Genomic DNA, 26,151 nt, shown 5'->3' on the forward strand with positions numbered 1-26,151 from the left:
ACGGTCGAGAAACCGCCCGTGCGTAGGTTCACGGGCATCCGGTGCAACGGTGCGCCGTACTCCACATCGGTTCCACAGCTTCGGTGCGCGTCCCGACGGCCGCCACCCAGGAGGACGCATGTTCAGCAACAGCGACGAGCTGCTCAAGTACATCAAGGACGAAGGCGTCGAGATGGTCGACGTCCGCTTCTGTGACCTGCCCGGCGTGATGCAGCACTTCACCGTGCCGGTGTCCTCGTTCGACGAGTCGGTCTTCGAGGACGGCCTCGCCTTCGACGGCTCCTCGATCCGCGGGTTCCAGGCCATCCACGAGTCCGACATGTCGCTGCTGCCCGACGTGACGACCGCCTACATCGACCCGTTCCGGGTCTCCAAGACGCTGGTCGTCAACTTCTTCATCCACGACCCGATCACTGGCGAGGCCTACTCGCGCGACCCGCGCAACATCGCCAAGAAGGCGATGGCCTACCTCGCCTCCACCGGCATCGGCGACACCGCCTACTTCGCCCCCGAGGCCGAGTTCTACGTGTTCGACAGCGTCCGCTTCGACACCAAGCAGAACGAGGGCTACTACCACATCGACTCCGAGGCCGGCGCCTGGAACAGCGGCTCGCAGGAGAACAACCGCGGCTACAAGGTGAAGTACAAGGGCGGCTACTTCCCCGTCGCGCCCTACGACCACTTCGGCGAGCTGCGCGACGAGATGGTCATCGAGCTCGAGAAGTCGGGCCTGCTCGTCGAGCGCGCCCACCACGAGGTCGGCACCGCCGGCCAGGCCGAGATCAACTACAAGTTCGACGAGCTGCTCAAGGCCGCCGACGACGTGATGAAGTTCAAGTACATCATCAAGAACGTCGCCTGGCGCAACGGCAAGACCGCGACCTTCATGCCCAAGCCGATCTTCGGCGACAACGGCTCCGGCATGCACTGCCACCAGTCGATCTGGAAGGACGGCGAGCCGCTCTTCTACGACGAGACCGGGTACGCCGGCCTGTCCGACACCGCACGCCACTACATCGGCGGCATCCTCAAGCACGCCCCGTCGCTGCTGGCCTTCACCAACCCGACGGTGAACTCCTACCACCGCCTGGTGCCGGGCTTCGAGGCGCCGATCTCGCTGGTCTACAGCCAGCGCAACCGCTCGGCCTGCGTGCGCATCCCGATCACCGGCGCCAACCCCAAGGCCAAGCGCGTGGAGTTCCGCTGCCCCGACCCGTCGGCCAACCCCTACCTCGCCTTCTCGGCGCTGCTGCTCGCCGGCATCGACGGCATCCAGAACAAGATCGAGCCGCCGGCCCCGATCGACAAGGACATCTACGAGCTGCCGCCGGACGAGATGGCCGACATCGACCAGGTCCCCACCTCGCTCGGCGCGGTGATGGACAACCTCGAGAAGGATCACGACTTCCTCACGGTCGGCAACGTGTTCACGCCCGACCTGATCGAGACCTGGATCGACTACAAGCGCCAGAACGAGATCCTGCCCGTGCAGCTGCGGCCGCACCCGCACGAGTTCGAGCTCTACTACGACATCTGATCTCGGCTCTGCGGAAGCGCCGTCGATCGACCTCCAGGTCGTTCGACGGCGTTTCTCGTCCCTACACGCCCCAACGCTTTCGTCCGCAGCTCCACGCGGCAGGCCGCGCGTCGCCCCGCCCCAGCCCACCCTGACCACAAGGTCGACGTAGGCCAACGTCCGAGGGCTGCCCCGGCTGGTGTCGCCCGATGTGTGCGAGCTCTCCGGAGAAGGACGCAGGCGCCCGACCCAGCACGTCTCGGTGTGCCGGCACCGTGGCGTCGCACAGGACGATGAGCATGACCAGCGGATCGCGTCAGTCTGGCATCGCTCTCCTGCGTCCGGGTGATCACCCGGACGCCGGCGAACGTCTGGCCGTGGCTTGGCCGGGCAGGATGGTCGTGTGACGGAGCTGGTGGGCGGGCGGAGGCTGGGCGCGTTGGCGTGGCCGGCAGCGACTGCGACCGCGTACGCCGTGGCGTTCGTCCTGGTGTACTACGTCTCCGTCCGCACGGTGCGCGGTCGATCGGTGAGCGACGCCGCCCTGCGCGGTGCGATCTCCAGCGGCGCCTCGATCCAGGACACCGTCGAGGCGATCCTCGACATCGTCTCCGTCGGATCCCTGCTGGGTGCGGTCGCGATGGTCGCGGTCATCGCCCTCGTCCGGTTGGACCGGGTCCGCGGCCTGGCGTCGATCGGCGTCCTGGTGACCGCCAACGCGTCGACCTGGTTGCTCAAGGAGCACCTCCTCACCCGCCCGGACCTGGGGCTCGACGAGATCGCCCCCGCCACGTTGAACAGCCTGCCCAGCGGCCACACGACGGCCGCTTTCTCGGCGGTGGCGGCCCTGATGATCGTCCTGCCGGCAGCCGGTCGCGTGCCGGCGGCCCTGCTGGGCGGTGCCTTCGTGACCGTGGTCGCGCTGGCCACGATGTTCGCGGGGTGGCACCGCACGGCCGACGCCATGGCGGCCTTCCTCGTCGTGGGGATGTGCACCATGGCCGCCATCTCCGTCATCGTCCTCCTCGACGGTACGCGACCCCACGCGCACGCCGGGGTGCTGCTGCAGTGGTGGGTCGCTGCGGCCGTCGGAGCCCTGTTCCTCGGCAGCGCCCTGGTCGCCGTCCTTTCTGCGCTCGCGCCGCTCCGGGACACGCTGCCGGGCTCGCTGCTGGCTTTCCTCTCGGCGGGGCTGCTGATCGTCGGGACACTGCTCGGCGTGCTGGTCGGCATGCTGTGGGTGCTCGCGGTCACCGAGGATGTCCGGGACGGCGCGTCGACCTAGCCGCGGTCGAGCGATCACCCGGGCGGCGCAGGATCACCGCCGGGGCGCACGACGTACCAGTTCCCCCCGTTGAGGAAGACGTCGTGGCACTTCACCTCACCCTTGCCCTCGTGCGCGTAGTAGTAGAGCGGATTGCCGCCATAGGTGACCTGGACGGTGCCGTCCCTCCGCTCGGTCGTGGCGAGCAGGCCGTCCTCCACGCCCGGTCCGGCCACCGGGTCCCCCGTGGTGAGCACCGGTGGCCAGGCCTCAGCGCACGCGTCGTAGCACTCGGGCCTTGACGTGGTCTCGACGTCGAAGAGGTAGATCGCCTGCCTGGTCGAGTCGAACAGCATCTGCCCGAACTCGCTGTTCGAGGCGACGATGCGGGTGCCTTGCTCCGGGGACCCTGGCATCGGGGACGGTGTCGGCTCGCCGGTCGCGGAGGGCGCTGCCTCGTCGGTCGTGTCAGTCGCTGAACCGGACGTCGACGCCGGGTCGTCAGCATCCGGACCCGGATCGCCGCACGCGGCGAGGAAGGCGAGAAGCAGCACCACGACGCAGCAGCGGGTCACCATGCGTACCAGTCTGCTCCCGAGCGGGTGACGCATCCACCGCATCGGTCGAGGCCTGGGCCGACGACCGCGCGCGTGCGGGTCAGCTGGTGACGAGCAGTTCGTCCTCGCCCACCCGATGCCCCTCGGTGCACTGCAGCACGACCTCGACGCGCGCCTCGCACCCCGCGTGCAGCGCAGTAGGGCCGTCGCTGCCCTGCTGGTGCCGGTCGGCCGGCTGGCCGACCGCTACGGCCGGCGCCGCCTCTTCCTGCTCGGAGTGGGCGTCTTCACGCTCGCCAGCACCGCCTGCGCGCTGAGCGGCGACGTGTGGTCGCTCGTCGCCATCCGGGGCGTGCAGGGCGCGTCGCGCCCGGTTGCTGCACACCACGCAAGGGAACCGACGCCCGGCCGGGGAAGAGGCGTAGTGCCTCGGAGGACCTGACCCATGGCTCTGTCCCGAGCGGCGCCGGATGTCGTGGATGTGCCCATGAGCCCTACCGATGCCTCACCGGAGGCCTGGACGACATGAGCGTCAGTGCGACGACTCCCCGGTCGGAGCGCTGGCGATGGCGAGCCGGGCCTGCACTACCTCTGCGCCGGGTACCGGCACTTCTTCCGACACGTCGACGAACCGATGCGGGTGATGGCCACGCTGCTCCGACAGGGCGCAGACGCGACGGGGATCAAGGATTGGTGCGCCGCACGCGGCGACAACGGCTCCGGGCCGCCTGGACGCATCGGACGTCCCCCTCCGGGTCTGTAGAACCTGTCCGGCCGGACGGACAGCGGTCGCGGCACCGTCACCTCCGTGCGGTGGTGGGCTTCGGCACACCACCCCGGGGACTGCTGAGTCGGCGGACGCACGAGCGACCCTGGACCTGCTACTCCGACCGCAACCTCGTCTCGATGGCGTCCAGCCGCTGCTCCAACCGGCCGAGAAGATCGAGGATCTCCTGGTCCCGGGACGACTCTTCCTCGAGCAACGGCATCTCCTCCTCCCGAACGAAGAGTGCGGCCAGGGACGCGCTCACCATTGCCAACGTCAAGAAGCCGAGGATCATCAGCAAAGCGGAGAGAAGTGCGCCCGCCGTCGTCTCGGGGGGCTCGCCGATGAAACCCACAGTGGTGATCAGGCTGGTGGCCCACCACAAGCCACGGCCGAAGCTGTCGACCGTGCGGGTCTCGATCGCGGTAGCAGCGGCAGCTGACACCACGACCAGCAGAACCGCCACAAGCAGTACTGGAACCAGCCACGCCGACGAGATCGGCAGACGGCGCGGACCAACAACCACGTGCTTCATCATGTTCCTCCCTCGGACTGGCCGCCCCAGCCACCAGCGTAGGAACGATCGTCCCCGACGCCACGACGACGGCGCGACGATGCCCTCGTCCCCTTCGTCGAGGGTGGTGCCGGCCCGTCACCGGCCCACGAGCGTCGACGTCCCTTCCTGCCGGCCTGCATCGGTGATGGGCGTGATCCAGGACTGGTGGGTGGTGCTGTTCTTGGTGATGGCGAGCAGCTCATCCATGTGCGGCTCGAGGCCGGTGACCTTGTCGAGCGGAACCCCGACGATGAGCTGGAAGCCCAGCCCGCGCCATGCCTGGACGGCGCGTCCCGCGAACTCGGAGTCGGCCTTGACGAAGCCCTCGTCGAGGAACACCGGGGCGAACCGCGGCCGGGACCGCATCTCGTCGCCGAGCCGGAAGCGGAGCGCGGAGCCGACGATGAAGGCGACCAGCTCCTGGCTCTCGCCGCCGCTCTTCTCCCCCAAGGTCCGGTAGGTCGCGCGCAGCTCGCCGGTGGCGTGGTCGTAGCGCTCGGCGCTGATCTCGACGTGGCGGCGTACGTCGAGCAGACGCTCGCGGTCGGTCAGGGACGCGGCCGCCTCGCCGAGCTGGCTGGGCTTGCGGAGCTGCTGCATGAAGGCGCTCAGCTCGGCGAAGCGCTTCTCGAGGGCCTCCTCCCCCAGCTCGGTCGTGGAGCCGGACGACAGGGCGCGCAGGTCCTTCATGAACGTCTGGACGTGCGCCGGTGCCAACCGGCGGAGCCGGATCCGGAGCCGGTCCCCCGACGCCCCGAACTCCAGGCGCCGCAGGATGGCGTTGATCGGCTCGAGCCGGTCCTCGATCTCCTCGACGGACGCGGCCATGGCACCCACGAGGGGCACGAGGTCCTGGCCGCTCCACTCCGTGAGCCGGCGCCGCCACTCCGAGCGCCGTGCGGCCAGTCCCTCACCGCGGATCTCCTCCAGGATGCGGGCGTAGTCCGGGTAGGAGTCGGCGGTGGTGCCCAGGTTGGGTGAGTCCCACTGGAGCTTGTAGACCCGGAAGACCTGCGCGAGGTCGTCGTCCACCCGCCGCAGCTCGGCCTCGGCGTCGGTGACCGCTTCGCGGAGCCGTTGCGCGAGCCGGTGGGAGGTCTCGGCGAACCGCTCGAGATCATCGAGGTCCGCCGGCGCCGCAGCGGCCGCGAAGTCCACGGCCAGCGCGGCCTCCTGCTCGGGACCCAGCACGACCTCCCCGGTCTCCTCGATCGCCTGGAGGCGGTCCTTGACGTGGTCCTCGGCATCGACGAGCTCGGCGTGCGCCGCGTTGAGCTCGCGCTGCCGCTGCTCGAGCCCGAACCGATGGCGCCGCGTCTCCTCCAGCTGCGCGGTGAGGTCCGCGATCTGGGCCTCGAGCGCCTGCAACCCGTCGTCGGACCCGAGGATGTCAGCCCGGCGGCGCTCGAGGTCGGCGATGCGTCGGTCGCTGCCGTCGACGTCGAAGTCGTCGAAGCGTGCGCCTGCGACGGCGTCGTACGACGCGCGCTGCTGCTCCAGCAGCCGGGACCACTGGTCCAGCTCGGCCACCTCGGCGCCGACGCCGTCGAGCCTCTCCTCGAGCTCGGCGAGCTCGGCGTCGAGCTCGGCGACCGCGTCGGCGTTGGAGAAGCCGATGATGTTGCGGACGTCTCCGCGACCGTGCGTGCCACGACGCCCGTTACGGGTCTGGCCGGCGAGGGTGACCCGGAAGCCCGGGCCGCCGAGGCCGTCGGCGGACTCGACGCACAGGGCGTTGCGGGACGGTTCCCCGACGTGGGCCTGGACCCAGCCGGAGAAGGGCGAGTCCTCGAAGACCAGCTTGCCGGCCACCCTCTCGGGATCCGCCGGACCGAGGTCCGGGAGGTCGAGCTCGACGCCCTCGAACGTGAGCCGACCGCGGAGTCGCAACCCGTCGATCGCGGAGGAGAACCTCTCCAGGCGGTCCAGCGGGACGAGCATCATCCGGGCGCTGGCACCGAGGACCGTCTCGATCGCCGTGCGCCACCGCTCCTCGTCGGGCGCGACGTCGATGAGCTCGGCGACGAAGGGCAGCTCGTCGGGGGTGAGCCCGCTCGCCTGCGCGACCTCGGCCCGCAGGTCGTGCATGCGGGCCGGCATCCGGCCGGCCCGGGACTCCAGCGACGCGCGTTCCCGACGCAGCTCGGCCCGGCGCTCGCTGAGCGGGAACTGGGTGTGGAGGACCGCGTCGCGCTCGCGGCGGATCCGTTCCTGCTCGCGCTGCCACCCGGCGAGCCACTGCTGGGCGTGCACCTGGAGCACGGCGAACGCCTCCCCCGAGAGCAGCGCGGCATCGACGTCGGGCGCCTGGGCGTCGGTGACGTCGATGAGCGGGAGCAGCCGCTCCCGGAGGACCGAGCGTCGCGCGAGCCGGTCCTCCCGGACCACCTGCTCCTGCTCCAGCGACAACGCGAGCGACTGGAGGGTCGACCCGCCCGCGGCGCGGTGCGACTCCCGGGCTGCCTCGAGGTCGGCGAGGTGGGTCTGCTCCGCGGACGTCGTCGCCCCGAGCTCGTCAGCGGCCGATGCCCGGGCGGCGCGGTTGTCGACCACGGCGGCCTCCACCAGCCGGAGGTGGGTGCGCAGCAGCCACGTCCGCAGCGGCGTGTCACCGTCCCGGGTCACGCCGTAGGAGTCGAGCTCGGCGAGCCGCCGGGTGGCCGCGCTCCTGCGGTCGTGGAGGTCGACGATCGGCTCCAGCAGCTCGAGCTTCCGCTCCTCGGTGCGCATGGCGGAGTGGGCCGTGTCGAGGTCGTCGAAGTGCTCGATCGCGCGGTCCGCGGCGGCGAAGGTCGAGGGCCGCTCGAGGACCATGTCCTTGTAGAGCTCGTCGACGCTGCGGACCTGGTTGTCCGCCTGGATGCGGGCGAGCAGCCGCAGCGCCTTGGCACCGTCGCCGTTGGCGCCGATGCCGAGACGCGCGTGCAGGACGGCGGCGAACTCGGCGTACGTCCGGTGCACCCGGATCCCCGGGAAGAGCTTCTTCAACGTGTTGGCGTGGAACCGCTCGGGTACGGCGACCTCGAGCGCGTCGAGCGCCAGCGCCCCCTCGTGGGTCACGAGCTGCATCTGGACGTCGGCCGACCGGGTCGCGCGACGCGGGACGTAGTAGGTGCGCAGGGCCGTGAACCGGCCGCCCTGGTCGTTGACGAACGTCATCGCGGCCGCGCCCCAGGTGTCGGTCCCCTTCCCGCGGAGCAGCTTCTCGACCGGCCGCCCGGTGCGGGGGTCGTCGACCACGTCGACCGCGCCGCGCAGGTAGGACAGCAGGTTGCGCTGCCCGGCGCCGCGGGCGCGGCCGGCGACGGCGTCGTTGGAGGCACCGTTGAACTTGGTGTCCGACGGCATCATCAGCGCGGTGTAGGCGTCGAGGATGGTGCTCTTGCCGACGCCGGAGGCGCCAGAGATCATCGTGGCGTCGCCGCGGAGCGGTACGACGGTGAGGCCGCCGAAGCCGCCCCAGTTGACCAGCTGCAGCAGCGCCGCGCGCCACTGCATCGTGTCGTCGGCGGGCGTGACGACGTCCTTCTGCTCGAAGAGCCCGTCGCCCACCACCTGCTCGATCTCGTCGATGGTCATGCTCACTGCTCCCCTGCGGCGTCGTCGGCGTCCGTGCCGTCCGGGTCCGCGTCGTCGTCGAAGAGGTCGGCCGGCGCGTCGGGCTCGGGCGCCTCGCTGCGGTTGGCCGCCACCAACGCCTCCAGCAGCTCCTGGAGGAGCTCCAGCGGGATGAGCGGCTCCACGGCCTCGCTGATCTCGAAGCGCTCGTCGGTGACGGAGCCGATGAGCAGCCCCGCCTTCACGATGCTCGCGACCGCGTTGCGCGCCCGCTTCTCGTCGCCCGCGACGTCGGTCGCGTGCGACGGCCGGAAGCTGGCGACGTAGGTCACGACGTCCTCGCGGTCGACGAAGACCCGCGCGTCCCCGCTCGCCAGCCCGGCGCGCAGACGGTCGCGCAGGTGGACCAGCACGAGCGTCTCCTCGCGCGACCACGCCGCGTCGTACAGCATCGTCGGGAAGCGGCTGCCGGTCTCGGGGACCGCCTGGCGCTTCCACGCGACCTCGCGGCCCCGGTCGACCTGCAGGTCGAGGAAGAGGTCGTTGAGCCGCGACCGGATGAGGCGCTCGTGCTCGACGAGCACCGTCCAGTCACGGGGGTGGGTGCGGGCGCTGATGAAGCGCTGCTTCAGCAGCGTCACCAGGGCGCGACGCTGGGAGTACTCCAGGCCGCCCTCGTCGCCCTCGAAGAGCGAGAGGGACCCCTCCTCGCGAACGTCGTCGTCGGCGAGGTCGACGTCGTCGATCTCCGGGTGGGTCTCGACGCTCATGCGCGGGTCTCCGTCTGTTGCCGGGCCTCGGGAAGGTCCGGGTCGGGCAGGGGGGTGCGGGGCACGGCGAACGTCCGCCTGCTCCCGTCGGGGCGGACGGCGTCGAAGGCCTCCACGGCCTCCTCGGCCTGCCATTCCCGGTCGGCAGCGAGGTGCAGGAGGCCGAAGATCTCGACCGGCCGACGCAGCGACGGCTCCAGCTCGTCGAACAGGGCGCCGAGGGACTCGACCGGGAGCGTCGACGCCAGGGCCGCGTCGAGGCGCTCGCGCAGCGTCGTCAGCTTGGGCCCGCCGTGCGCCACGAGCTCGGACAGCGAGACCGGCGGCGCCTGGGTGGGGTCCGGCGTGCTGATGCGGTCGGGCAGGACGTCGTCGGCCGGGTCGTAGAACTTCTCCCGGAGGTGCTCGATGCCCGCCCGTGCGGGCAGGAGAGCGACGTCGTGGGTGGCGCGTGGCCCGGTGGCGGCCATCCAGGTCATCAGCTCGGCCTCGACCTGGCGCAGCGTCTGCCCGAGCTCACGGTCGCGAGCCGCGTCGTGGGAGACGATGTACTCCTTCAGCGTCGCCGTCACCCGCGACCGCTGGACGAGCACCCGGTCGAGGCCGTCGCGCACCAACCGCACGGTGCCGCGCAGCTCGGCGCGGTCGGCGTCACTGAGGATCCCGTCCGACAGCGGGTGCTCGAGCAGCGCCGTCAGGTCCTCGCGCAGCTGCGACACCAGGGCGTCGTCGCGCAGCAGCGCGAACGCACCCTCGAAGGCACGTCCCTCGTGGGTCGCGGTCATCAGCGCGTCGGCGCGGGCGAGGTAGTCGTCGATCACCTCACCGGCGGGGCGGTCCTCCGCGCGGAACGCGGACAGGATCTGGCTCCGGATGGTGGCGAACCGCTCCTCGACGCGGGCGAAGTCGCTCGGCAGTGCGGAGATCAGCGACAGCAGCTCGGTGAACCCCTCGAGCATGTAGTCCTCGGTCGCCCCCGGGAGGTCGCCCCCGTCCACCAGGCGGTCGCGCTCGGCCCGCAGCCGGGCGATCTCCTCGTTGAGGATCGTGACCCGCGCCGTCCGGTCGGGGTTGGCCTCGGCGTTGAAGCGGCGGACCGTGCCGAGGATGGTCGCGACCCGGTGCTCGCTGAGCGTGGCCCGGTCGCGGGCGAGGTTCTTCACCAGCTCGAGCGCCTGCTGGGCGTGGGAGGTCAGGGCATAGACCTCGCGCCCCGTCTCGTCGAGCGACCGCACCAGCCACTGGCCACGCATCCAGCGCTGGCAGATCTCACGGCCGCTGCCCACCGGGACGTCCTGCTCCCCCGCGAGCCGCATCTCGGCCAGGTGCTCCTCGACCTGGGTGTGCAACCGGGCCGTCGGGATGGGGTTGTTGTTGCGACCGAACGCCGTGCGGAAGATCGTGATCACCACGGGCGCCTGCCGCTGGTGGAGAAGGGTCAGCGTGGGTTGTCCGAACGCCCCCTTCACGCGCGCCAGCTCGCCTGCGATCCCACTCACTGCCCGGTCCCCCGCCTCGTCCCACGTCGTGCTCGGTGCGCAAGCATGACAAAGGGCACCGACTGTCCGAGGAGAGGGCCCGTCCTTGCCGTCTGGTTCAGCGAGGCAGCTCCCCCGCCCGCGCGGTGTGCAGCCACGCCAACAGGTGGCTGCGCGTGTTGCCGTCGTCGATCGCCGAGTCCGGCAGTCGCCGGCCGACCCTCAAGGCGCGTCCCGGCTCTGCGAGGGCGAGATACATCGTCAGGTAGTCACCGAACATCGTGTCGAACCCCCGGGTGGCCGCGTCGGCCACGTTGGCACGCACCCGCTCCTCGTCCACCCCGCCCTGGGCCAGCACCGCCGGCATCGGCAGCAGCTGGATGCCGAGCATGGCCGAGGGCTCGGAGCTGAACCAGGTCGCCCACTCCCGCTTGCCGCCCCAGTTGAGCGAGACGAACGGGTGCTCGTAGGCGGCGGGAAGGTGCCGCGGCTGCAGCCAGTAGGCGCGCGCCGAGGCGGCCTCCAGGCTCAGCTGCCAGGTGGCCTGCCGCGCCAGCGCCCGGTTGCCGTCCGCCTCGGCCCACAGCGCCAGCCCGTTCCAGGCGTTGATCGCCTCGGAGCTCGACTCCTGGTTGTTGCCGTCGGCGAAGTCGGACGTGCCCGCGGCCCAGGAGTGACCGGCGTACGGGTCGAAGCTGCGCAGTGCGGGCAGGGTGCCGTTGGTGGCCGGGGAGGCGATGTCCTCCGCCAGCGCGGTGAGCGTCGATCGCCACCGGTCAAGCAGGCGGGGTTCCCCCTCCCCGAGCAGCGCGGCCGCGGCGAGGAAGTACCCGTAGTGGAAGTGGTGGTCGTTGAACTCCTCGGAACCGAACGCGGCGGTCCGGCCCACCACTCCCCTCCACGCGGTGTCGTAGGCGAAGCACCGGGTCGAGGTCACCGTGCAGTCGGAGGTGTCGCCGAGCCAGGCGTCCAGCTCGGCGACGGCACGCTCTCGGACCCTGCGGGCGGCGGCGTCGGCCCCGGCGGCCTCGGCGACCCGGGTGAGCTGCGCCATCCGGTAGACGTCCTTGCCGCCGAAGTAGGTGTCCTGCCGCGGCGGGCTCCCGGAGACCTCCCGCGCGACGTCGGCGACCGCCTGCTCCCGCACCTCGGCGCGAGCGTCGCGACCGAGCCGTCGCACGTCAGGGGTCGCGTCAGGCGTCAGGGCCGGCACGCCGGAGACCAGGGCGCGAGAGCGGACCAGGCGAAGGGGGCCGTACAGCGAGTCGACCCGGCCGAGGACCGTCGCGCGGTCGAGGCTCTGGTGCGGCATCGCCGCCAGCACGGTGCTCCGGCCGCCGGCCGTGCGGTACTCGATCCGCGTCCGGGCCTGCCCGCCGGCAAGGTCGAAGCCGACGGACGTCCCGCGGACGGGGACGGCACCGCGCGCGAGCTCGGCGAGCGTCCGGTCCTCGCGGCCCGCGAACGCCAGCAGGGTCTCCCCGCGCCCCAGCTCGACCACGTCGCGCGAGGGCGTGAGGGAGCGACGGCTGCCGTCGGCGCGAGAGACCGCGAGCCCGTACGTCGTGTCGCCGACGTCCGTCGCGAGCCACCGGCCGCCGTCGCGCTCCTCGAGCCCTTCCGGAACGGTCACGTCCTGGTCCTCGAGCGCCGTGTAACCGACGTACGGCCAGCCCTCAGCCAGGTCCAGCTTCCCGACCGCGGTGCCGGACGAGGTGTAGGTCGAGGTCACCGAGACGGGGTCGGCACGCGTGGCGACGAACGCGTCGACCTGCAGGCCGAGGCGCAGCTCGGGGGCGAACGGGGCGGTGATCGTCTGCTCCGTGGCCGCCACCCGGGGCAGCCCGACGGACACTCCGGTGTCGTCGGCCTGGGCGGCCAGCGGCATCGCGAAGACCGGCTGGGACTCGGCGCCGAGGAACATCCCGGAGTACCACCGGTTGGTGGGCGGCGCGAGGTCGGGATCCACCCGCACCGGACCGGTCGCGCCGTCGGTGCGCGGCAGCCGCGCGGCCGCGGGCGTCCAGCTCGACGGCGCCTGTCGGGTCACCGGCGTCCAGCCGGCGGAACCGGAAGAGCCGAAGGGGTGGAAGTCGGCGTCGCGGCCGCGTGCGGGGTCGTCCCCGCTGCCCCACCCGGCGACGACGGCCCCCGTCCCGACGGCGAGCACCGCCAGCAGGGCGACCGCACTCGTCCACGTGCGGCTGATCATCCGGTACCTCCCGGGGTGAGCAGGCCGGCCAGGTGGGCTCGGACCGAGTCGACGAGCCCGTCGCGGCGCAGCGTCACGTCGACGTCGACCGGGGTCCCGGACGAGAAGAGGCCACGGTTGTCGAGGTCCGGGGAGACCGCCCGCAGACGGGTCGCGGCACGGTCGCCGTCGGTGTGCACACCGATGCGCTCGACCGCGGCCTGCACCGTCCGCTCGTCCGGGAGCCGGACGGTGACCTCGTCCGCCCCACGCATCAGGGCGTACTGCTTCGGGGTCAGGCGGAAGTCGGCCTGCACGTAGCTGGTCCCCTCCTCCTGGACCCGGGCCAGCGCCGAGTTGGCCGCCACGAAGGCGCCCTTGATCGGCTGGACCTCCGAGACCTTGCCGGGCGAGGTCGCGCGGATCACGACCTTGCTCCCGTCGCGGATGTCATAGGCGGACTTCGCGGGCTCGAGCGCGTCGTTGGCGACGTCGCGGGCCAGCTCGCTGCTCTGGACGACGAAGAGCTGGTCGCCCTCGTCGACGTGGTCACCGACGTCGACGGCACGCTTGACGACCATGCCGGCGTACGGCGTGCCGACGGTGTAGTCGTCCGTGCGCACGGTGGCGCTGACGTCGTGCACGGTGCTGATGCGGTCGTTCATGCTCAGCGCGAGCGCGCCGACGACGCCGACGACGAGCAGGACGCCGATGAGGTACTTGAGCCGGGTGAGGAAGGTCATCGGGGGTCTCCAACGAGGTGGGGGGACGGGTCGGACGTGGGGGCGGTCGGTGCCGGGACAGCCGGACGCCGCCGCGCGGCGCGGTGGGCTCGCCGGGCCTGCCGACGGGCCGTGCGCCGGGTGTCCCGGGCGGTGCGTGCCTCGCCGTAGGTGATCGCCAGGAAGATGCCGAGGACCACCGTGTTGAGCGCGTTCCACACGAGCGCCACGTTGAACGAGCCCGTCACCTGCGCCTTCCACGCGCCCACGACCGTGGTGAGCAGCAGGAACAGGAACACCAGCACCTGCGGGAAGGTGAAGTTGAACGGCGACCGCGCCTCCCCCACGCGACCGGTGACGTGCCACTGCCGCTCGCGCCGGGTGATCGCGTTCCACATGGCCTGCATGTAGATCGGGAACGACGCCGACGCCAGCATCAAGGTCTCCCACCGGAAGGAGCCCATGGTGTAGAGCGCCACCACGACCTGCATGAAGTAGAAGCCGGCGTAGTACATGAGCCACGTGCCCGTCGGCACGCCGAGGGCGACCGGCGTGAGGTCGAAGTAGATCTGCAGCGGAGGGACGATCAGCAGCAGCGCCGGCGCGATGCCGTTGAGGTAGAACGTCGCCGTCGTGAGGTACTGGATCCGCTGGTCGGTCGTCAGCCGGCGCTTGCGGCTCAGCGGGTTGTGCCGGAGCAGGATCTCGAAGGCGCCCGTGGCCCAGCGCAGCTGCTGCTTGCTGTAGGCCTCGACCGACTCCGGGGTGTCACCGACGGCCAGCACGGCACCGGTGTAGATGGAGCGCCAGCCCCGCTCGTGCAGGTGGATCGAGGTCCAGATGTCCTCGGACTTGGACTTCTCGTAGATACCGCCGATGTCGGCGACGGCATTGCGCCGGAAGACCACGTTGGTCCCCACGCAGAAGGCGGCGTTGAAGCGGTTCTTGCCCGACTGGATGAGGGAGTAGAAGACCGACTGCATGTAGCCGGAGCCCCTCGAGAGGACCGTGTGCAGGTTCCCGTAGACCTGCGGGGTCTGGACGAAGGCGACCTTGTCGGTGGCGAAGTAGGGCAGCGTCTCGTGGAGGAACTCCGGCCTGGGCGCGAAGTCGGCGTCGAAGACGGCGAAGAACTCGCCGTCGGTGATCGAGAGCGCGTGGTTGATGTTGCCGGCCTTGGCGCCCCGGTTGTCGGGACGACGCACGTAGTCGGCGCCGAGCTCGCGCGCCAGGTCGCGGACCTCGTCGGAGCGGCCGTCGTCGAGCACCAGGGTGCGGTGGCGACCGCGGATCGCCAGCGCCGCCGAGACGGTGCGGCGGATGACGTCGAGGTCCTCGCCGTAGGTGGTCACGAAGACGTCGACCGACGTCGCCTCCTCGTTGAGCCGCATGGGCCACAGCCTCGGGGTCGACTCCAACCCCAGCGCCAGGACCTGCTCGGGGTCGAAGAGGCCGCGCTTGGCCTGGTGGTAGGAGAAGTCCCGGGCGTCGTACCCGCTGGACAGGATCGTCCAGAGCGCGAGCAGCGCCTGCGCGATCAGGAAGGTCTCGGCGGTGACGACCAGGGCGAAGGGCAGGAGGTCACCGTGGTGCGAGGGCCGGAAGATGAAGGTGGCGTAGGCCAGCACGCCGATCGTGGCCAGCAGGACCAGCATCATCAGCGAGGGCGAGCTGGACCTGGTGGCGTCGCGGGTGTGTTCGGAGCTGAGCCCCTCGGTGCCCGGTGACGGACGGAGCAGTCGTTCGAAGTCTGCGGTGGTGATGCGGTTCTCCTTCGGTGGGCAACACTGCCCCGAGCGCAGCGAAGGGTCGGCCGGAGAGCCGAGGGTCAAGGTCAATGGGGTCCGGGCCGGGGCCACGGGAACGACGGCTGCGTGAGCCGAGGGGTCGAGGGGCGCACCTGGTGTGCGATCGAACCTCGATACCCGTGTGGATCGATCCAACGTAGGCAGACGGGACGGCCCGCTCCCAATCGAGCGGCCTCAGCAAGACCTGATGTGCGGACACTCACAACGGCGACCCGACGATGCCCGGGCCGGCCGGGCCGATCGCTCGGGGACTTTCGCCCCGTGACCACGGCAGGCCCGGGGGCGCACGCTGGCCCCATGGAGACCGAGGCACTGTCCGTGCGTCCGTCCGCCGACGAGCTGCTGCACGCGCTGGGGCACGCCGTGATCGCGACGGACCCGCAGGGGAGGGTCGTGTTCTGGAACGGCGCCGCCGAAGAGCTCTACGGCTGGTCCGCCGCAGAGGCCCTGGGGCGTGACATCAACGAGGTGACGGTGCCCGAGATCTCCCAGCAGGCGGCGGCGGAGATCATGGCGGCCCTGCGGGAGGGCCGCCCATGGTCCGGCGGGTTCCCGGTCCAGCGCCGCGGGGGCAAGGTGCTGCACGCGCTGGTCACCGACAGCGGCGTGTACCGCGACGGGGAGCTGATCGGCATCGTCGGCACCTCGTTGAACCTCGGCGACGCCGTACGGCACCTGATGGAGCGCTCCAGCGACGCCGCAGTCCTGGTCGACGAGCACCATGTCGTCAGCTACGCCAGCCCTGCGGTCGCGAACCTCTTCGGCTGGCCGGTCGACGAAGTCGTGGGCGCACCCCTGACGGACCGGATCCACCCCGAGGACCAGCAGGACTTCGAGGAGCTGGTCGCCGCCGACCCGACCCGGGCCGACCGGGCAGGCGAGCTCCGGGTCCGATCCCACGGCGCGTGGTCGTGGGTGGAGGTGGCGGTGACCGACCTCTACACCGAGCCCGGGTCGCGGAGCGCGGTGTGCAACATCCGGCGCAGCGAGCGTCTTGCCCGCATCGAGGAGCGCGAGCGCCTCCTCGAGGCGGTCCACTCCGAGGTGCTCCAGGATCTCTTCGCGGCCGCGCTGGACCTCGACCACGCCCTGACGCGCGCGGCACCCCCGATCGCGGCGCGGATCGATGCCGCCCGCGACGCCGTCGGGCGGGCCATCGGGACCCTGCGCGAGGTCGTCAAGCCGTAGGCGTCCGAGGGCGAGGGGACGGCCCTCGTGAACCAGGAGGTGGTGATGGAGACGAGCAGCGGGGGAACTGCGCCACAGACACTCAGCGTCGAGCTGGAGGACGTGGCCACGCGGTCCTGGTGGAAGTCGGCGCTGGGGTTGTTGACCACGCAGACCCAGATGTGGCACTTCGTCGGGCTGCTGGAGGACCGGCCCGTGTACGAGAGCCCGACCTTCGCCGCGCCGTACAGCTGGGGAAGGCTGCCGCTCGGCAGGACGATGCTTCCCCAGGAGGAGTGGGCACCAGGCATGCAGCAGGCGCTGGAGGAGCTCCGCGCGGCGATCCGCGAGGACGGCTGGGTCGAGTGCGGTCACGGCGCTCACCCGTGGGAGGACGTGTACAGCAGACCGCGCGCTTGACTCCTTCGAACGCGTGTTCGATCATGGAGCCATGTCCTCCAGCCGCTCGGTCGCCGCGCTGGACCCGGGGCGGTCGATCGTAGACCAGCTGCGCGAGCGGGTTGCCGCCATCGAGAACCGGCCGGCCGGACTGCCCGTCCCGACGCTCCCCGGACTGGCCGACCTCGTGCCCCTGCACGCCGGCTCGACCTACGCCGTCGACTCGTCCTCACTGGCGCTGGCCATGGCCGCCGGCGCCTCGCAGGCCGGCGAGTGGGTCGGCTTCGCCGGGTGCGCCGACTTCGGGGTCGAGGCCGCAGCGGAGCTGGGGATCGAGCTGTCGCGCACGGTCCTGGTGCCCGATCCCGGCGAGCACTGGCTGGAGGTGACCGCGGCGCTGGTCGACGTGCTCCGGGTGGTGGTCCTGCGTCCACCGGCGTCCGTCGACGAGCGGACGGCGGGGCTCCTCGACTCGCGGCTGCGCACCCGCTCCTCCGTGCTGGTGGTGCATGGTGACTGGCCCCGGGCCACGGCACGGCTGAGCATCGAGGAGTCCACCTGGGTCGGTCCGGCGTCCGGCACCGGCCAGCTGGAGGAGCGGCGCGCCCGTGTCGTCGTACGGCGCGGTGCGCGGCCGCCGCAGCGCGCCGAGCTGACCTGGCCGGGCGTGCACCGCGTCGACCGGGAGGTGCGCGAGATCCGGCGGTCGGTGGACGGCAGGGCCGGGTGACTCTGCCATGAGGGTGATGGTGGTCTGGTGCCCCGACTGGTCGGTCGTCGCCGCGCTCGACGAAGCGGAGCAGTCGCCCCGCTCCCCCGCCGCCGTCCTCTCCGCCAACGTCGTCGAGGTGTGCAACGGTCCCGCCCGCTCGGAGGGCGTGCGACGCGGGCAGCGGCGCCGCGACGCCCAGGCGCGGTGCCCCGAGCTGGTGCTCCTGCCCCCAAACCCCGACCGCGACGCCCGGGCCTTCGAGCCGGTCCTGGCGATCGTCGAGGACCTGCGCCCCGGGGTGGCGGCGCTGCGCCCCGGCCTGCTCGCCGTCCGTGCGCCCGGCAGCTGGTACGGCACCGAGACCGCGGCCGCCGCGACGGTGTGCCAGGCCCTGGTCGAGGGCGGCGTCTGGGACGTCCGGATCGGTATCGCCGACGACCTCTTCACCGCCGAGCAGGCGGCCCGCACCGCGGACGTGCAGTCCTGGGTGCTCGTCGAGCCCGGGGGGTCCGCCCCGTTCCTGCGCGCCCTGCCCGTGCACGTGCTCCAGGGCGACGGGTCCCAGGGGCGTGAGCTGGTCAGCCTGCTGCAGCGTCTCGGCCTCGGCACGCTCGGCGACCTCGCCGACCTCCCGGGCGACGCCGTCGAGCACCGGCTGGGCACCTACGGCGCCGCCGTACGACGTCGGGCCCGGGGCGAGGACCGCGCCCTCTTCGCGGCGCGCACGCCGCCGCCCGAGCTCCACGCGGAGGTGTCCTTCGAGCCGCCCCTCGACTCCGTCGAGGCGATCACCTTCAGCGTGCGCACCACCGCCGAGCGGTTCGTCACCCAGCTGGCGCACCACCAGCTCGTCGCCACCGGGGTCCGGGTCGAGGCCGAGTCCGACGGGGCCGTCTGCTCGTCCCGCGCCTGGCTGCACCCCCGCCACTTCGGCGCCCGCGACCTCGTCGACCGGGTGCACTGGCAGCTCCAGTCCGCCGACGTGGGCGGCTCGCTGCGGGCCCGCAAGCACTCCGGCGCAGTGCGGGCGCCCATCGACCGGGTCAGGTTCGTGCCCGAGGTGGTCGAGCCCGCGGCCGCGCACGGCGAGGCGCTGTGGGGTAGCGCCTCCGACGACCTCGTCGAGCGCGGCGTGGCACGCGTCCAGGGCATGGTCGGCTTCGACGCCGTACGCCGCCCAGTGCTGCAGGGCGGTCGCAGTCCGGCCGCCCGGCAGGCGCTGGTGCCGTGGGGCGAGCGCGCCGTCGACCTGCGCCCGGTGGACCGTCCGTGGCCGGGCCGGGTGCCGGGACCCGCGCCCGTGAGGGTCTTTGCCACTCCCCCGGCCGTGGAGGTGGTCGACGACGCAGGGCGGGACGTGGGCGTCACCGACCGGGGCGTCGTCACCGGCGAGCCCCGTCGCTTCCGGCTGGGCGACGGAGTCCTCCCCTGGCAGCCGGTGACCGCGTGGGCCGGCCCCTGGCCGACGGACGAGGCGTGGTGGTCAGGCGGTGCCGGGCCGAGCGCCCGCTTCCAGGTCGTCGGCGCCGATGGCCGCGCCTGGCTCCTGCTGCGCGCGCCGGACGGCTGGTCCCTGGAGGCCGGCTATGACTGACGTGGACCGGGAGGCTCGCTGATGGGCTGGAACAACCCCGCCATGCACTGGAAGGAGCTCGAGCGCCGGCTCAGCGGCCTGCCGGGCGCCGACGACGCGCCGGTGTCACGGCGCAAGCGCGCCACCACGGCGGCCCGGGAGATCGAGCGTCCCGCGGCGGTCACGCCGTACGCCGAGCTGCACTGCCACAGCCACTTCAGCTTCCTCGACGGCGCCAGCTCGCCGGCCGAGCTCGTGGAGGAGGCCGTCCGGCTCGGTCTGCACGCGATTGCGATCACCGACCACGACGGCTTCTACGGCGCCCCGATGCTGGCGGAGGCCGCGGCGGCGTACGACCTGGCCACGGTCTTCGGCGCCGAGCTGTCCCTCGGCCTCACCGGCCCCCAGAACGGCGTGCCCGACCCCGAGGGCAGCCACCTGCTGGTGCTGGCGCGTGGCGTCGAGGGCTACCACCGGCTCGCCGCGGCGATGACCGACGCCCACCTGCGCGGCGACGAGAAGGGGCGCCCGGTCTACGACCTCGACGAGCTCGGCGAGCAGGGGCGCGGCCACTGGGTGGTGCTCACGGGCTGCCGCAAGGGAACCGTCCCGGAGGCGCTGGCCCACGGGGGCGAGCCCGCCGCGTCCGAGGCCCTCGACCGGCTGACGTCGCTGTTCGGGATCGAGCACGTCCTCGTCGAGCTCTCGCCGCGTCCCGGCTCCCACGCGACCAACGCGTCGCTCGCCCGGCTGGCCGCCGTCCACGGACTCGACGTCGTCGCCGCCGGCAACGTCCACCACGCCACCCCGCAGCGGCACCGGCTCGCCTCGGCGATGGCGGCCGTCCGCGCCCGCCGCAGCCTGGCCGAGCTCGACGGCTGGCTCGACCTGTCGGCCTCGGCCCACCTGCGCAGCGGCGCCGAGACGGCCACCGCGCTGGCGGCGTACCCCGACGACCTCGGACGCAGGGCGGTCGCCCGCAGCGTCACGCTGGCCGACGAGCTGGCCTTCGACCTGCGCAAGGCCTCGCCGGCGCTGCCCAAGCGGCAGATCCCCGAGGGCCACACGGCCGACTCGTGGCTGCGGGTCCTGGCGGAGCGCGGCTTCGCCGAGCGGTACGCCGGGGTCCCCCACGAGGCCGAGGCCCGCGAGCGCCTCGAGCACGAGCTGCGGGTCATCGCCGAGAAGGACTTCGCCGGCTACTTCGTGATCGTCCACGACATCGTCGCCTTCGCCCGGGAACGCAAGATCCTCTGCCAGGGCCGAGGCTCGGCCGCGAGCTCGGCGGTCTGCTACGCCCTCGGCATCACCGCCGTCGACGCCGTCTTCTACCGGCTGCCGTTCGAGCGGTTCATCTCCGCCCACCGCGACGAGGAGCCGGACATCGACGTCGACTTCGACTCCGACCGGCGCGAGGAGGTGATCCAGTGGGTCTACGACACCTACGGCCGGCGCAACGCCGCCCAGGTCGCCAACGTCATCGCCTACCGGCCGCGGATGGCGGTGCGCGACGCCGCCAAGGCCCTCGGCTTCTCCCCCGGCCAGCAGGACGCCTGGTCCAAGCAGATCGACGGGTGGAAGTCCGTCGTCGCGGGCGACCAGGGCGACCCGACCGCCCACGACGTTCCCGCTCCGGTGGTCGCTCTGGCCGAGGAGCTGATGGGCGCGCCACGCCACCTCGGCATCCACTCCGGCGGGATGGTGCTCACCGAGCGGCCCATCGGCGAGGTCTGCCCCATCGAGCGGGCGCGGATGGACCGCCGGACGGTGCTGCAGTGGGACAAGGACGCCTGCGAGTCGATGGGCCTGGTCAAGTTCGACCTGCTCGGCCTGGGCATGCTCGGCGCGCTCGACCACATGATGCGGCTCGTCGCCGACCACCTCGGCGAGCAGTGGGACCTCGCGACCATGCCCAAGGAGGAGCCGGCGGTCTACGACATGCTCTGTCGCGCCGACTCGATCGGGGTGTTCCAGGTCGAGAGTCGCGCCCAGATCGGCACGCTGCCCCGGCTGCGCCCGCGCGAGTTCTACGACCTCGCCATCGAGATCGCCCTCATCCGGCCGGGCCCCATCCAGGGCGGCGCCGTCCACCCCTACGTGCGACGGGCCACCGGGCAGGAGCCGGTCACGTACGACCACCCCGAGCTCATTCCCGTGCTCGAGCGCACCAAGGGCGTGCCGCTGTTCCAGGAGCAGCTGATGGCGATGGCGGTCACCCTCGGCGACTGCAGCCGCGACGACGCCGACCTGCTCCGCCGGGCCATGGGCTCCAAGCGCGGCGTCGAGCGGATCGAGTCGGTCAAGCAGAAGCTCTACGCCGGCATGGAGCGTCGCGGGATCACCGGCGAGCTGGCCGACTCGATCTACGTCAAGATCCTCTCCTTCGCCAACTTCGGCTTCGCCGAGTCGCACGCGCTGTCCTTCGCGCTGCTGGTCTACGCCTCGTCGTGGTTCAAGCTGCACTACCCGGCGGCGTTCCTGGCGGGCCTGCTGCGCAACCAGCCGATGGGGTTCTACTCCCCCCAGTCGCTGGTCGGCGACGCCCGGCGTCACGGGGTCGACGTACGCCGTCCCGACGTCACCCGGTCCGCGGCGCAGGCCGAGCTCGAGGCGGTCGTCCTCGGCCCCGTCAGGGCCACCGGGCTCGACGGCTGCTGCCGGCCCCGCTTCGAGCGCGCCGAATGGGTGCCGGGCACCCCCGACCCCGTCCCCGCCCACCGGCGCGACGGTGCGCTCGCCGTACGGCTCGGGCTCGACTCGGTGCGCGGCATCGGCCTCGACGCCGCGCGCCGGATCGTCGTGGCCCGCGACGAGGCGCCCTTCACCGGCATCACCGACCTGTCCCGGCGCGCCGACCTGACCTCCGCGCAGCTCGAGGCGCTGGCCACGGCGGGTGCGTTCGACGCGTGGGGGCTGGACCGCCGCGAGGCGCTCTGGACGGCCGGCTTCGCCGAGGGCGCCGAGCACCTGCCCGGCACGACGCCGGCCCCGGCCGCGCCGGCCCTGCCCGGGATGAGCGAGCCCGAGATCACCCTGGCGGACCTGTGGGCCACCGGCGTCTCCCCCGAGCGACACCCGGTCGAGCACCTGCGCGACGAGCTGCGCCGCGCCGGCGTCCGCTCGGTCGCCGAGCTCGCCACCGCTGAGTCCGGCCGGCGCGTCCACGTCGGCGGGCTCGTCACGCACCGGCAGCGACCCGGCACGGCGATGGGGGTGACCTTCCTCAACCTCGAGGACGAGACGGGCATGCTCAACGTCGTGTGCTCGGTCGGGGTGATGAAGGCGCACCGGCAGGCGGCCCGCAACCGGGTCGCGGTGGTCGTCCGGGGCCGCCTCGAGCGCAACGAGGGCGTCACCAACCTCGTCGCCGACCGGGTGGAGGGCATCGACGTCGTCGTCCCCGGCGCCGGTGCGGTGCTGCAGGCGAGGGCGTCGTCGCGGGACTTCCGGTGACCAGGTCCGAGGTGGGCACAATCGCCCCATGGACCTGTCGCCCTGGGGAGTCCGCGTCACCGCGGGGACACTGCGCGAGCCGGACGGGGTCGTGCTCGACCATCCGTGGACCGAAGAGGGCGTCGTGGCCGCCCCCGTGACCAATGGGGCGCAGGCGCTGCACCTGTCGGTCGCCCTCTGCGTGCTCAACGACACCTATCGCGAGGCGCAGGCGCTCGGCATCGAGGTCGACGGGGTGGCCGTCGAGGCCGACGGCGCCTTCGACGACGCGTGGCGCTCGACCGGGATCGTGTACGCCGTCACGATCGCCTCCCGGGCGCGGGAGGAGGACCTGGTCGGCCTGCACGCCGTGGTGGACGACGTGGCGGAGGTGCCCCGCGCCCTGCGCGCAGGCGCCCCGGTCCAGCGATGCGACTGATCCGCGACCAACCCGTTCGTGCCCCACGGCAGCTAGCCTGAGCTCGTGCTGGCCGGTCGGTCCGTGACTCTGCGCCAGGTCCGCGAGGTGGACCTGGATGCGCTCTGGGACGCGCACACCGACATCGGCAACCGCGGTGCGTTCTTCCCTCTGGGGGTCATGTCGCAGACCGCCTTCCGGCGCGAGTTCGCCGAGCACGGCTTCTGGCAGAAGACCGAGGGCATGCTCGTCATCCATTCCCCGGAGGGAGAGATCGCCGGTCACATCGAGTTCTTCCGCCCGGTCTCCTACTGGGACGCCTTCGAGCTCTCCTACCAGCTCTACGCAGACCGGTACGCCGGCCGTGGGTTCGTGACCGAGGCGGTCCAGCTGCTGGTCGACTACCTGTTCGGCACGAAGAAGGAGCACCGCATCCACCTGGTCATCGTCCCGGAGAACGGCGCCTCCCGACGCATAGCCGAGAAGTGCGGCTTCGTCCTGGAGGGGACCGCGCGCGGGGCGTTCTTCAACGACGGTCGCAACCAGGACGTGCTGATGTACTCGCTGCTGCGCACCGACCCCAGGCCTTGGCACGAGGTGACCGGCCGGCAGTGACGGTGCCTGCGGGCCCCTGACACACGGTTGGACCGGTCCGTCCGGCGGAGCCGGAGAGGACCATCGCCCCTGCTCATCGGCGTACGCATGTCGCAGGCTCAGATGACCAGATCCTCGAGGAGCGACCATGGACGTGTCATCCAGGCGCAGGACGGGAGCGCTGCTCCTCTGTGGGGTGGCGGCCGTCGCGAGCGTCGCGCTGCTCCCTCAGCCCCCTGCATCGGGCGAGCCGGTGTCCATCGACCCTGCGACGCTGGCCCGGGGAGCGGATCCGGGCGTCGCCCACCTCGTGCGCGACACCATCCGGGACGGGGCCACCCGGGTCCCCGCCACGACGCGCGGCACCCACGACGCGCTGTGGAAGGTCGCCGACGGCTACCTCGTCCGGGACTACGACGTCGGTCCGCGCAGCCTGACCCGGGTGGTGCACATCTCGCCGACCGGCGAGCGCGACGTCATCGCCCAGGCGCACGGTCTCCTGCCGGTGGCGGTGTCGGCGAGCGGTGAGCGGGTGGCCGTCGAGCGCCGGACCGGCTTCTTCGGCCTGCGTGCGCGCATCTCGGTCTACAGCACGAGGACCGGTCGGGCGGTCGCCCACCGCGGCGTACGGCTGGCGAACCTGGTGGCGGTCACCGACCGGCGGGTCGTGCTGGGCATCCGCGCCCGCTGGCACCGGCCCGCGACCGTGTGGTGGAACGTCGAGCGGGACCGGCTGCGCCGCGTGCACGACCAGGCCGCCGTGGGCGCCGACGTCCCCCACGATCGCGTGGTCTTCGACCGCACCCCGGTCGCGGAGTTCTGCAACCGGGTTGCGCCGCTGTCCCGACCCGGGCGCACGCTGTGGCGCAGCTGCCGGATGTATCCGCACGCGTGGGCCCCGGACGGCGGCCACGCCGTCGCCACCCACACCTATTTCGACGCCGCCGGCACCGACCGCTGGTGGGTGGTCGACGGGACCACCGGCCAGCGCCGGGCCACGATCCACGGGCGGCTCGACTGGGAGGCCGTGTGGGAGGACGACACCCACTTCCTGACCCTCGCGCAGAACGACGCCGGCCGGGCCGCGATCATCCGGTGCGACCTGACCGGGTCGTGCGAGCGGGCCAGCAGGCTGTGGGACGTGCCCGTGCCGGCGGAGCCGTCGCTCTACTACGCCCCTCCCCCGGTGGTCCTGGCGACGCGCTGACCCAGCAGGGCAGTCGACAGAGCCACGAGCGCCGCGGCGGTGAACGCCGCCGATGACCCAGAGGCGTCGAGAGCGCCCCCTCCCACCGAGACACCGACCACGATGAACGCGGCCGTCCCCAGGGCTGCGCCCACCTGCATCGCCGCCGCCGCCAGGCCGGACGCGAGGCCGGTGTGCGTCGCGGGCGCAGCGGCCGTGACGACCATCGTGGTGGGGGTGAAGCTGAGGGCGACCCCCGTGGCGACGAGCAGCAGGCCGGGGAGCACTGCGATCTCGTAGGCATCCGCCGGGGCGTGCGCCAGCCAGAGGTGTCCAACGGCGAGGACGACGAGGCCGAGGACCAGGCTGCGCGCGGGCCCCACCGCGCCGAGGACCCGCGGCAGCACGACCAGCGAGACCACGAACCCGGCCAGCGAGGTCGGGACCATCGCGATTCCCGCCTGCTCCGGTGACATCGTGAGCACCTGCTGAAGGTGCAGGGCCACGAGGACGAAGGTGGACGCCCGCACAGATCCGCCGAGGAGCGCGAGGGCGACGCCGCTGCTCAACGCTCCCGACCGGAAGAGCCCCAGAGGGACGAGCGGGTCCACGACTCGCCGCTCCACGAGCACGAAGACCGCCACGAGCAGGACCGAGAGACCGAGCACGCCGGCCACGCGCGGAGACGTCCACGGGTGGTCGACGGCATCGACGGCGCCGTGCACGAGGGCGATCACCGCCCCGGTGACGGCAACCGCGCCGGCCCAGTCGACCCGGCGCCGCGGGCCCGGCGCACCCTCCGCCAGGAGGTGACGGGCGAGCACCACGGCGGAGAGCGACACCGGGATGGTGACCACGAAGATCGCCCTCCAGCCCACGGTGCCTGCGAGCAGTCCGCCGGCCATCACCCCGGTCGCGCCGCCGAGCGTGGACGCGGCGCCCCAGGCCCCCATCGCCCTGGCCCGCCCGGTCGGGAACGCCGCCAGGAGCATCGCCATGGCAGCGGGGCTGAGCGCGGCGGCGCCGACGCCCTGAACGACGCGCCCGGCGATGAGCAGCTGCTGGCTCACCGCTGTCGCTGCGACGAGGGTGCCGATGGTGAACAGCCACCCGCCAGCCGTGAAGACGCGACGGCGGCCGAAGAGGTCCGCGGCACGCCCCGTCAGCAAGAGGAGGCCGGCGAAGGCCAGGACGTAGGCGTTGACGACCCACGTGACGCCGGCCGGGCCGAATCCGAGCTCGGACTGGATGGAGGGCAGCGCGACGTTGACGATCGACGCGTCCAGCATCACGAGGAACTGGGCGGACACCAGCAGCACGAGGCCGAGGAGTCTCCGTCGTCCCTCCATCGGGCGAGGGCCTGAGTGGGCCGCGTCGAGGTCCTCCGCCGGGGTGGTGCGGACCTTCATGGTGCGCAGCGCAGTGTGGGTCGTCATGGCTGTCTCTCCGCCTGGTGGGTCGTGGTCGGGTTGGTCGGTGGGTGC

At 72.3% G+C, this 26,151-nt stretch carries 20 protein-coding genes; 11 read left to right on the forward strand and 9 right to left on the reverse strand.

Features of this window, described 5'->3' with window-relative positions; translation table 11 throughout:
• The first annotated feature begins 118 nt into the window (after positions 1-118).
• The gene (gene glnA / locus DAI17_RS09760; protein WP_107772731.1) at positions 119-1,537 is read left to right on the forward strand and encodes a type I glutamate--ammonia ligase; all 1,419 of its coding nucleotides are present in this window, start codon (positions 119-121) and stop codon (positions 1,535-1,537) included.
• 382 nt (positions 1,538-1,919) lie between these two features.
• Positions 1,920-2,801, forward strand: a complete 882-nt coding sequence (locus DAI17_RS09765) for a phosphatase PAP2 family protein (RefSeq protein ID WP_107772732.1) — start codon at positions 1,920-1,922, stop codon at positions 2,799-2,801.
• Positions 2,802-2,815: 14 nt separating this feature from the next.
• On the opposite strand, the gene DAI17_RS09770 is transcribed toward DAI17_RS09765, so the two are convergent.
• The gene (locus DAI17_RS09770) at positions 2,816-3,358 is read right to left on the reverse strand and encodes a COG4315 family predicted lipoprotein (protein WP_107772733.1); all 543 of its coding nucleotides are present in this window, start codon (positions 3,356-3,358) and stop codon (positions 2,816-2,818) included.
• A 115-nt stretch (positions 3,359-3,473) separates the two neighbouring features.
• Between DAI17_RS09770 and DAI17_RS09775 the strand changes: the two genes are divergently transcribed.
• Positions 3,474-3,779: an MFS transporter gene (locus DAI17_RS09775; RefSeq protein ID WP_107772734.1), complete on the forward strand. Its 306-nt coding sequence runs from the start codon at positions 3,474-3,476 to the stop codon at positions 3,777-3,779.
• 439 nt (positions 3,780-4,218) lie between these two features.
• Here the strand turns inward: DAI17_RS09775 and DAI17_RS09785 are convergent, their stop codons facing one another.
• The 7 genes from DAI17_RS09785 to DAI17_RS09815 form a co-directional block, all read right to left on the reverse strand.
• Positions 4,219-4,641 (reverse strand): ion channel, encoded by a 423-nt coding sequence (locus tag DAI17_RS09785; protein WP_107772736.1) that lies wholly within the window; start codon positions 4,639-4,641, stop codon positions 4,219-4,221.
• Between the two features lie 114 nt (positions 4,642-4,755).
• Complete coding sequence (locus DAI17_RS09790; RefSeq protein WP_107772737.1) at positions 4,756-8,238, reverse strand: ATP-binding protein; 3,483 nt, start codon at positions 8,236-8,238, stop codon at positions 4,756-4,758.
• Between the two features lie 2 nt (positions 8,239-8,240).
• Entirely contained in the window at positions 8,241-8,987 is a 747-nt protein-coding gene (locus DAI17_RS09795; RefSeq protein ID WP_107772738.1) for a DUF4194 domain-containing protein, read from the reverse strand.
• The gene (locus tag DAI17_RS09800; RefSeq protein WP_107772739.1) at positions 8,984-10,486 is read right to left on the reverse strand and encodes a DUF3375 domain-containing protein; all 1,503 of its coding nucleotides are present in this window, start codon (positions 10,484-10,486) and stop codon (positions 8,984-8,986) included. The genes DAI17_RS09795 and DAI17_RS09800 overlap by 4 nt, the downstream gene beginning before the upstream one ends.
• 97 nt (positions 10,487-10,583) lie before the next feature.
• Complete coding sequence (locus tag DAI17_RS09805; protein WP_107772740.1) at positions 10,584-12,677, reverse strand: glycosyl hydrolase; 2,094 nt, start codon at positions 12,675-12,677, stop codon at positions 10,584-10,586.
• Entirely contained in the window at positions 12,674-13,399 is a 726-nt protein-coding gene (locus tag DAI17_RS09810; RefSeq protein WP_107772741.1) for an HlyD family efflux transporter periplasmic adaptor subunit, read from the reverse strand. The genes DAI17_RS09805 and DAI17_RS09810 overlap by 4 nt, the downstream gene beginning before the upstream one ends.
• Complete coding sequence (locus DAI17_RS09815; RefSeq protein WP_107772742.1) at positions 13,396-15,036, reverse strand: glycosyltransferase family 2 protein; 1,641 nt, start codon at positions 15,034-15,036, stop codon at positions 13,396-13,398. Before DAI17_RS09815 ends, DAI17_RS09810 begins: the two co-directional genes overlap by 4 nt.
• 447 nt (positions 15,037-15,483) lie before the next feature.
• Between DAI17_RS09815 and DAI17_RS09820 the strand changes: the two genes are divergently transcribed.
• From DAI17_RS09820 to DAI17_RS09860, 8 genes are all read left to right on the forward strand, one after another.
• Positions 15,484-16,374, forward strand: coding sequence for a PAS domain-containing protein (locus DAI17_RS09820; RefSeq protein WP_107772743.1), 891 nt, complete (start codon positions 15,484-15,486; stop codon positions 16,372-16,374).
• A 45-nt stretch (positions 16,375-16,419) separates the two neighbouring features.
• Positions 16,420-16,773 carry a hypothetical protein gene (locus DAI17_RS09825; RefSeq protein WP_107772920.1) on the forward strand — a complete coding sequence of 118 codons (354 nt, stop codon included), beginning with the start codon at positions 16,420-16,422 and terminating at the stop codon, positions 16,771-16,773.
• Positions 16,774-16,804: 31 nt separating this feature from the next.
• Positions 16,805-17,482: a hypothetical protein gene (locus tag DAI17_RS09830; RefSeq protein ID WP_107772744.1), complete on the forward strand. Its 678-nt coding sequence runs from the start codon at positions 16,805-16,807 to the stop codon at positions 17,480-17,482.
• 7 nt (positions 17,483-17,489) lie between these two features.
• Positions 17,490-19,058 carry a Y-family DNA polymerase gene (locus DAI17_RS09835; protein ID WP_107772745.1) on the forward strand — a complete coding sequence of 523 codons (1,569 nt, stop codon included), beginning with the start codon at positions 17,490-17,492 and terminating at the stop codon, positions 19,056-19,058.
• A gap of 21 nt (positions 19,059-19,079) precedes the next feature.
• Positions 19,080-22,490 (forward strand): error-prone DNA polymerase, encoded by a 3,411-nt coding sequence (locus DAI17_RS09840; protein ID WP_107772746.1) that lies wholly within the window; start codon positions 19,080-19,082, stop codon positions 22,488-22,490.
• A 28-nt stretch (positions 22,491-22,518) separates the two neighbouring features.
• Complete coding sequence (locus DAI17_RS09845) at positions 22,519-22,908, forward strand: OsmC family protein (protein WP_107772747.1); 390 nt, start codon at positions 22,519-22,521, stop codon at positions 22,906-22,908.
• Between the two features lie 45 nt (positions 22,909-22,953).
• Positions 22,954-23,502 carry a GNAT family N-acetyltransferase gene (locus DAI17_RS09850; protein WP_107772748.1) on the forward strand — a complete coding sequence of 183 codons (549 nt, stop codon included), beginning with the start codon at positions 22,954-22,956 and terminating at the stop codon, positions 23,500-23,502.
• Between the two features lie 127 nt (positions 23,503-23,629).
• Positions 23,630-24,688: a hypothetical protein gene (locus DAI17_RS09860; RefSeq protein ID WP_159081457.1), complete on the forward strand. Its 1,059-nt coding sequence runs from the start codon at positions 23,630-23,632 to the stop codon at positions 24,686-24,688.
• On the opposite strand, the gene DAI17_RS09865 is transcribed toward DAI17_RS09860, so the two are convergent.
• Positions 24,652-26,103, reverse strand: coding sequence for an MFS transporter (locus tag DAI17_RS09865; protein WP_107772751.1), 1,452 nt, complete (start codon positions 26,101-26,103; stop codon positions 24,652-24,654). The two genes, DAI17_RS09860 and DAI17_RS09865, sit on opposite strands and share 37 nt — an antisense overlap.
• Positions 26,104-26,151 lie beyond the last annotated feature (48 nt).

The organism is Nocardioides sediminis (assembly GCF_003047295.1).
In the GTDB taxonomy this organism is placed as follows: Bacteria; Actinomycetota; Actinomycetes; order Propionibacteriales; family Nocardioidaceae; genus Nocardioides; species Nocardioides sediminis.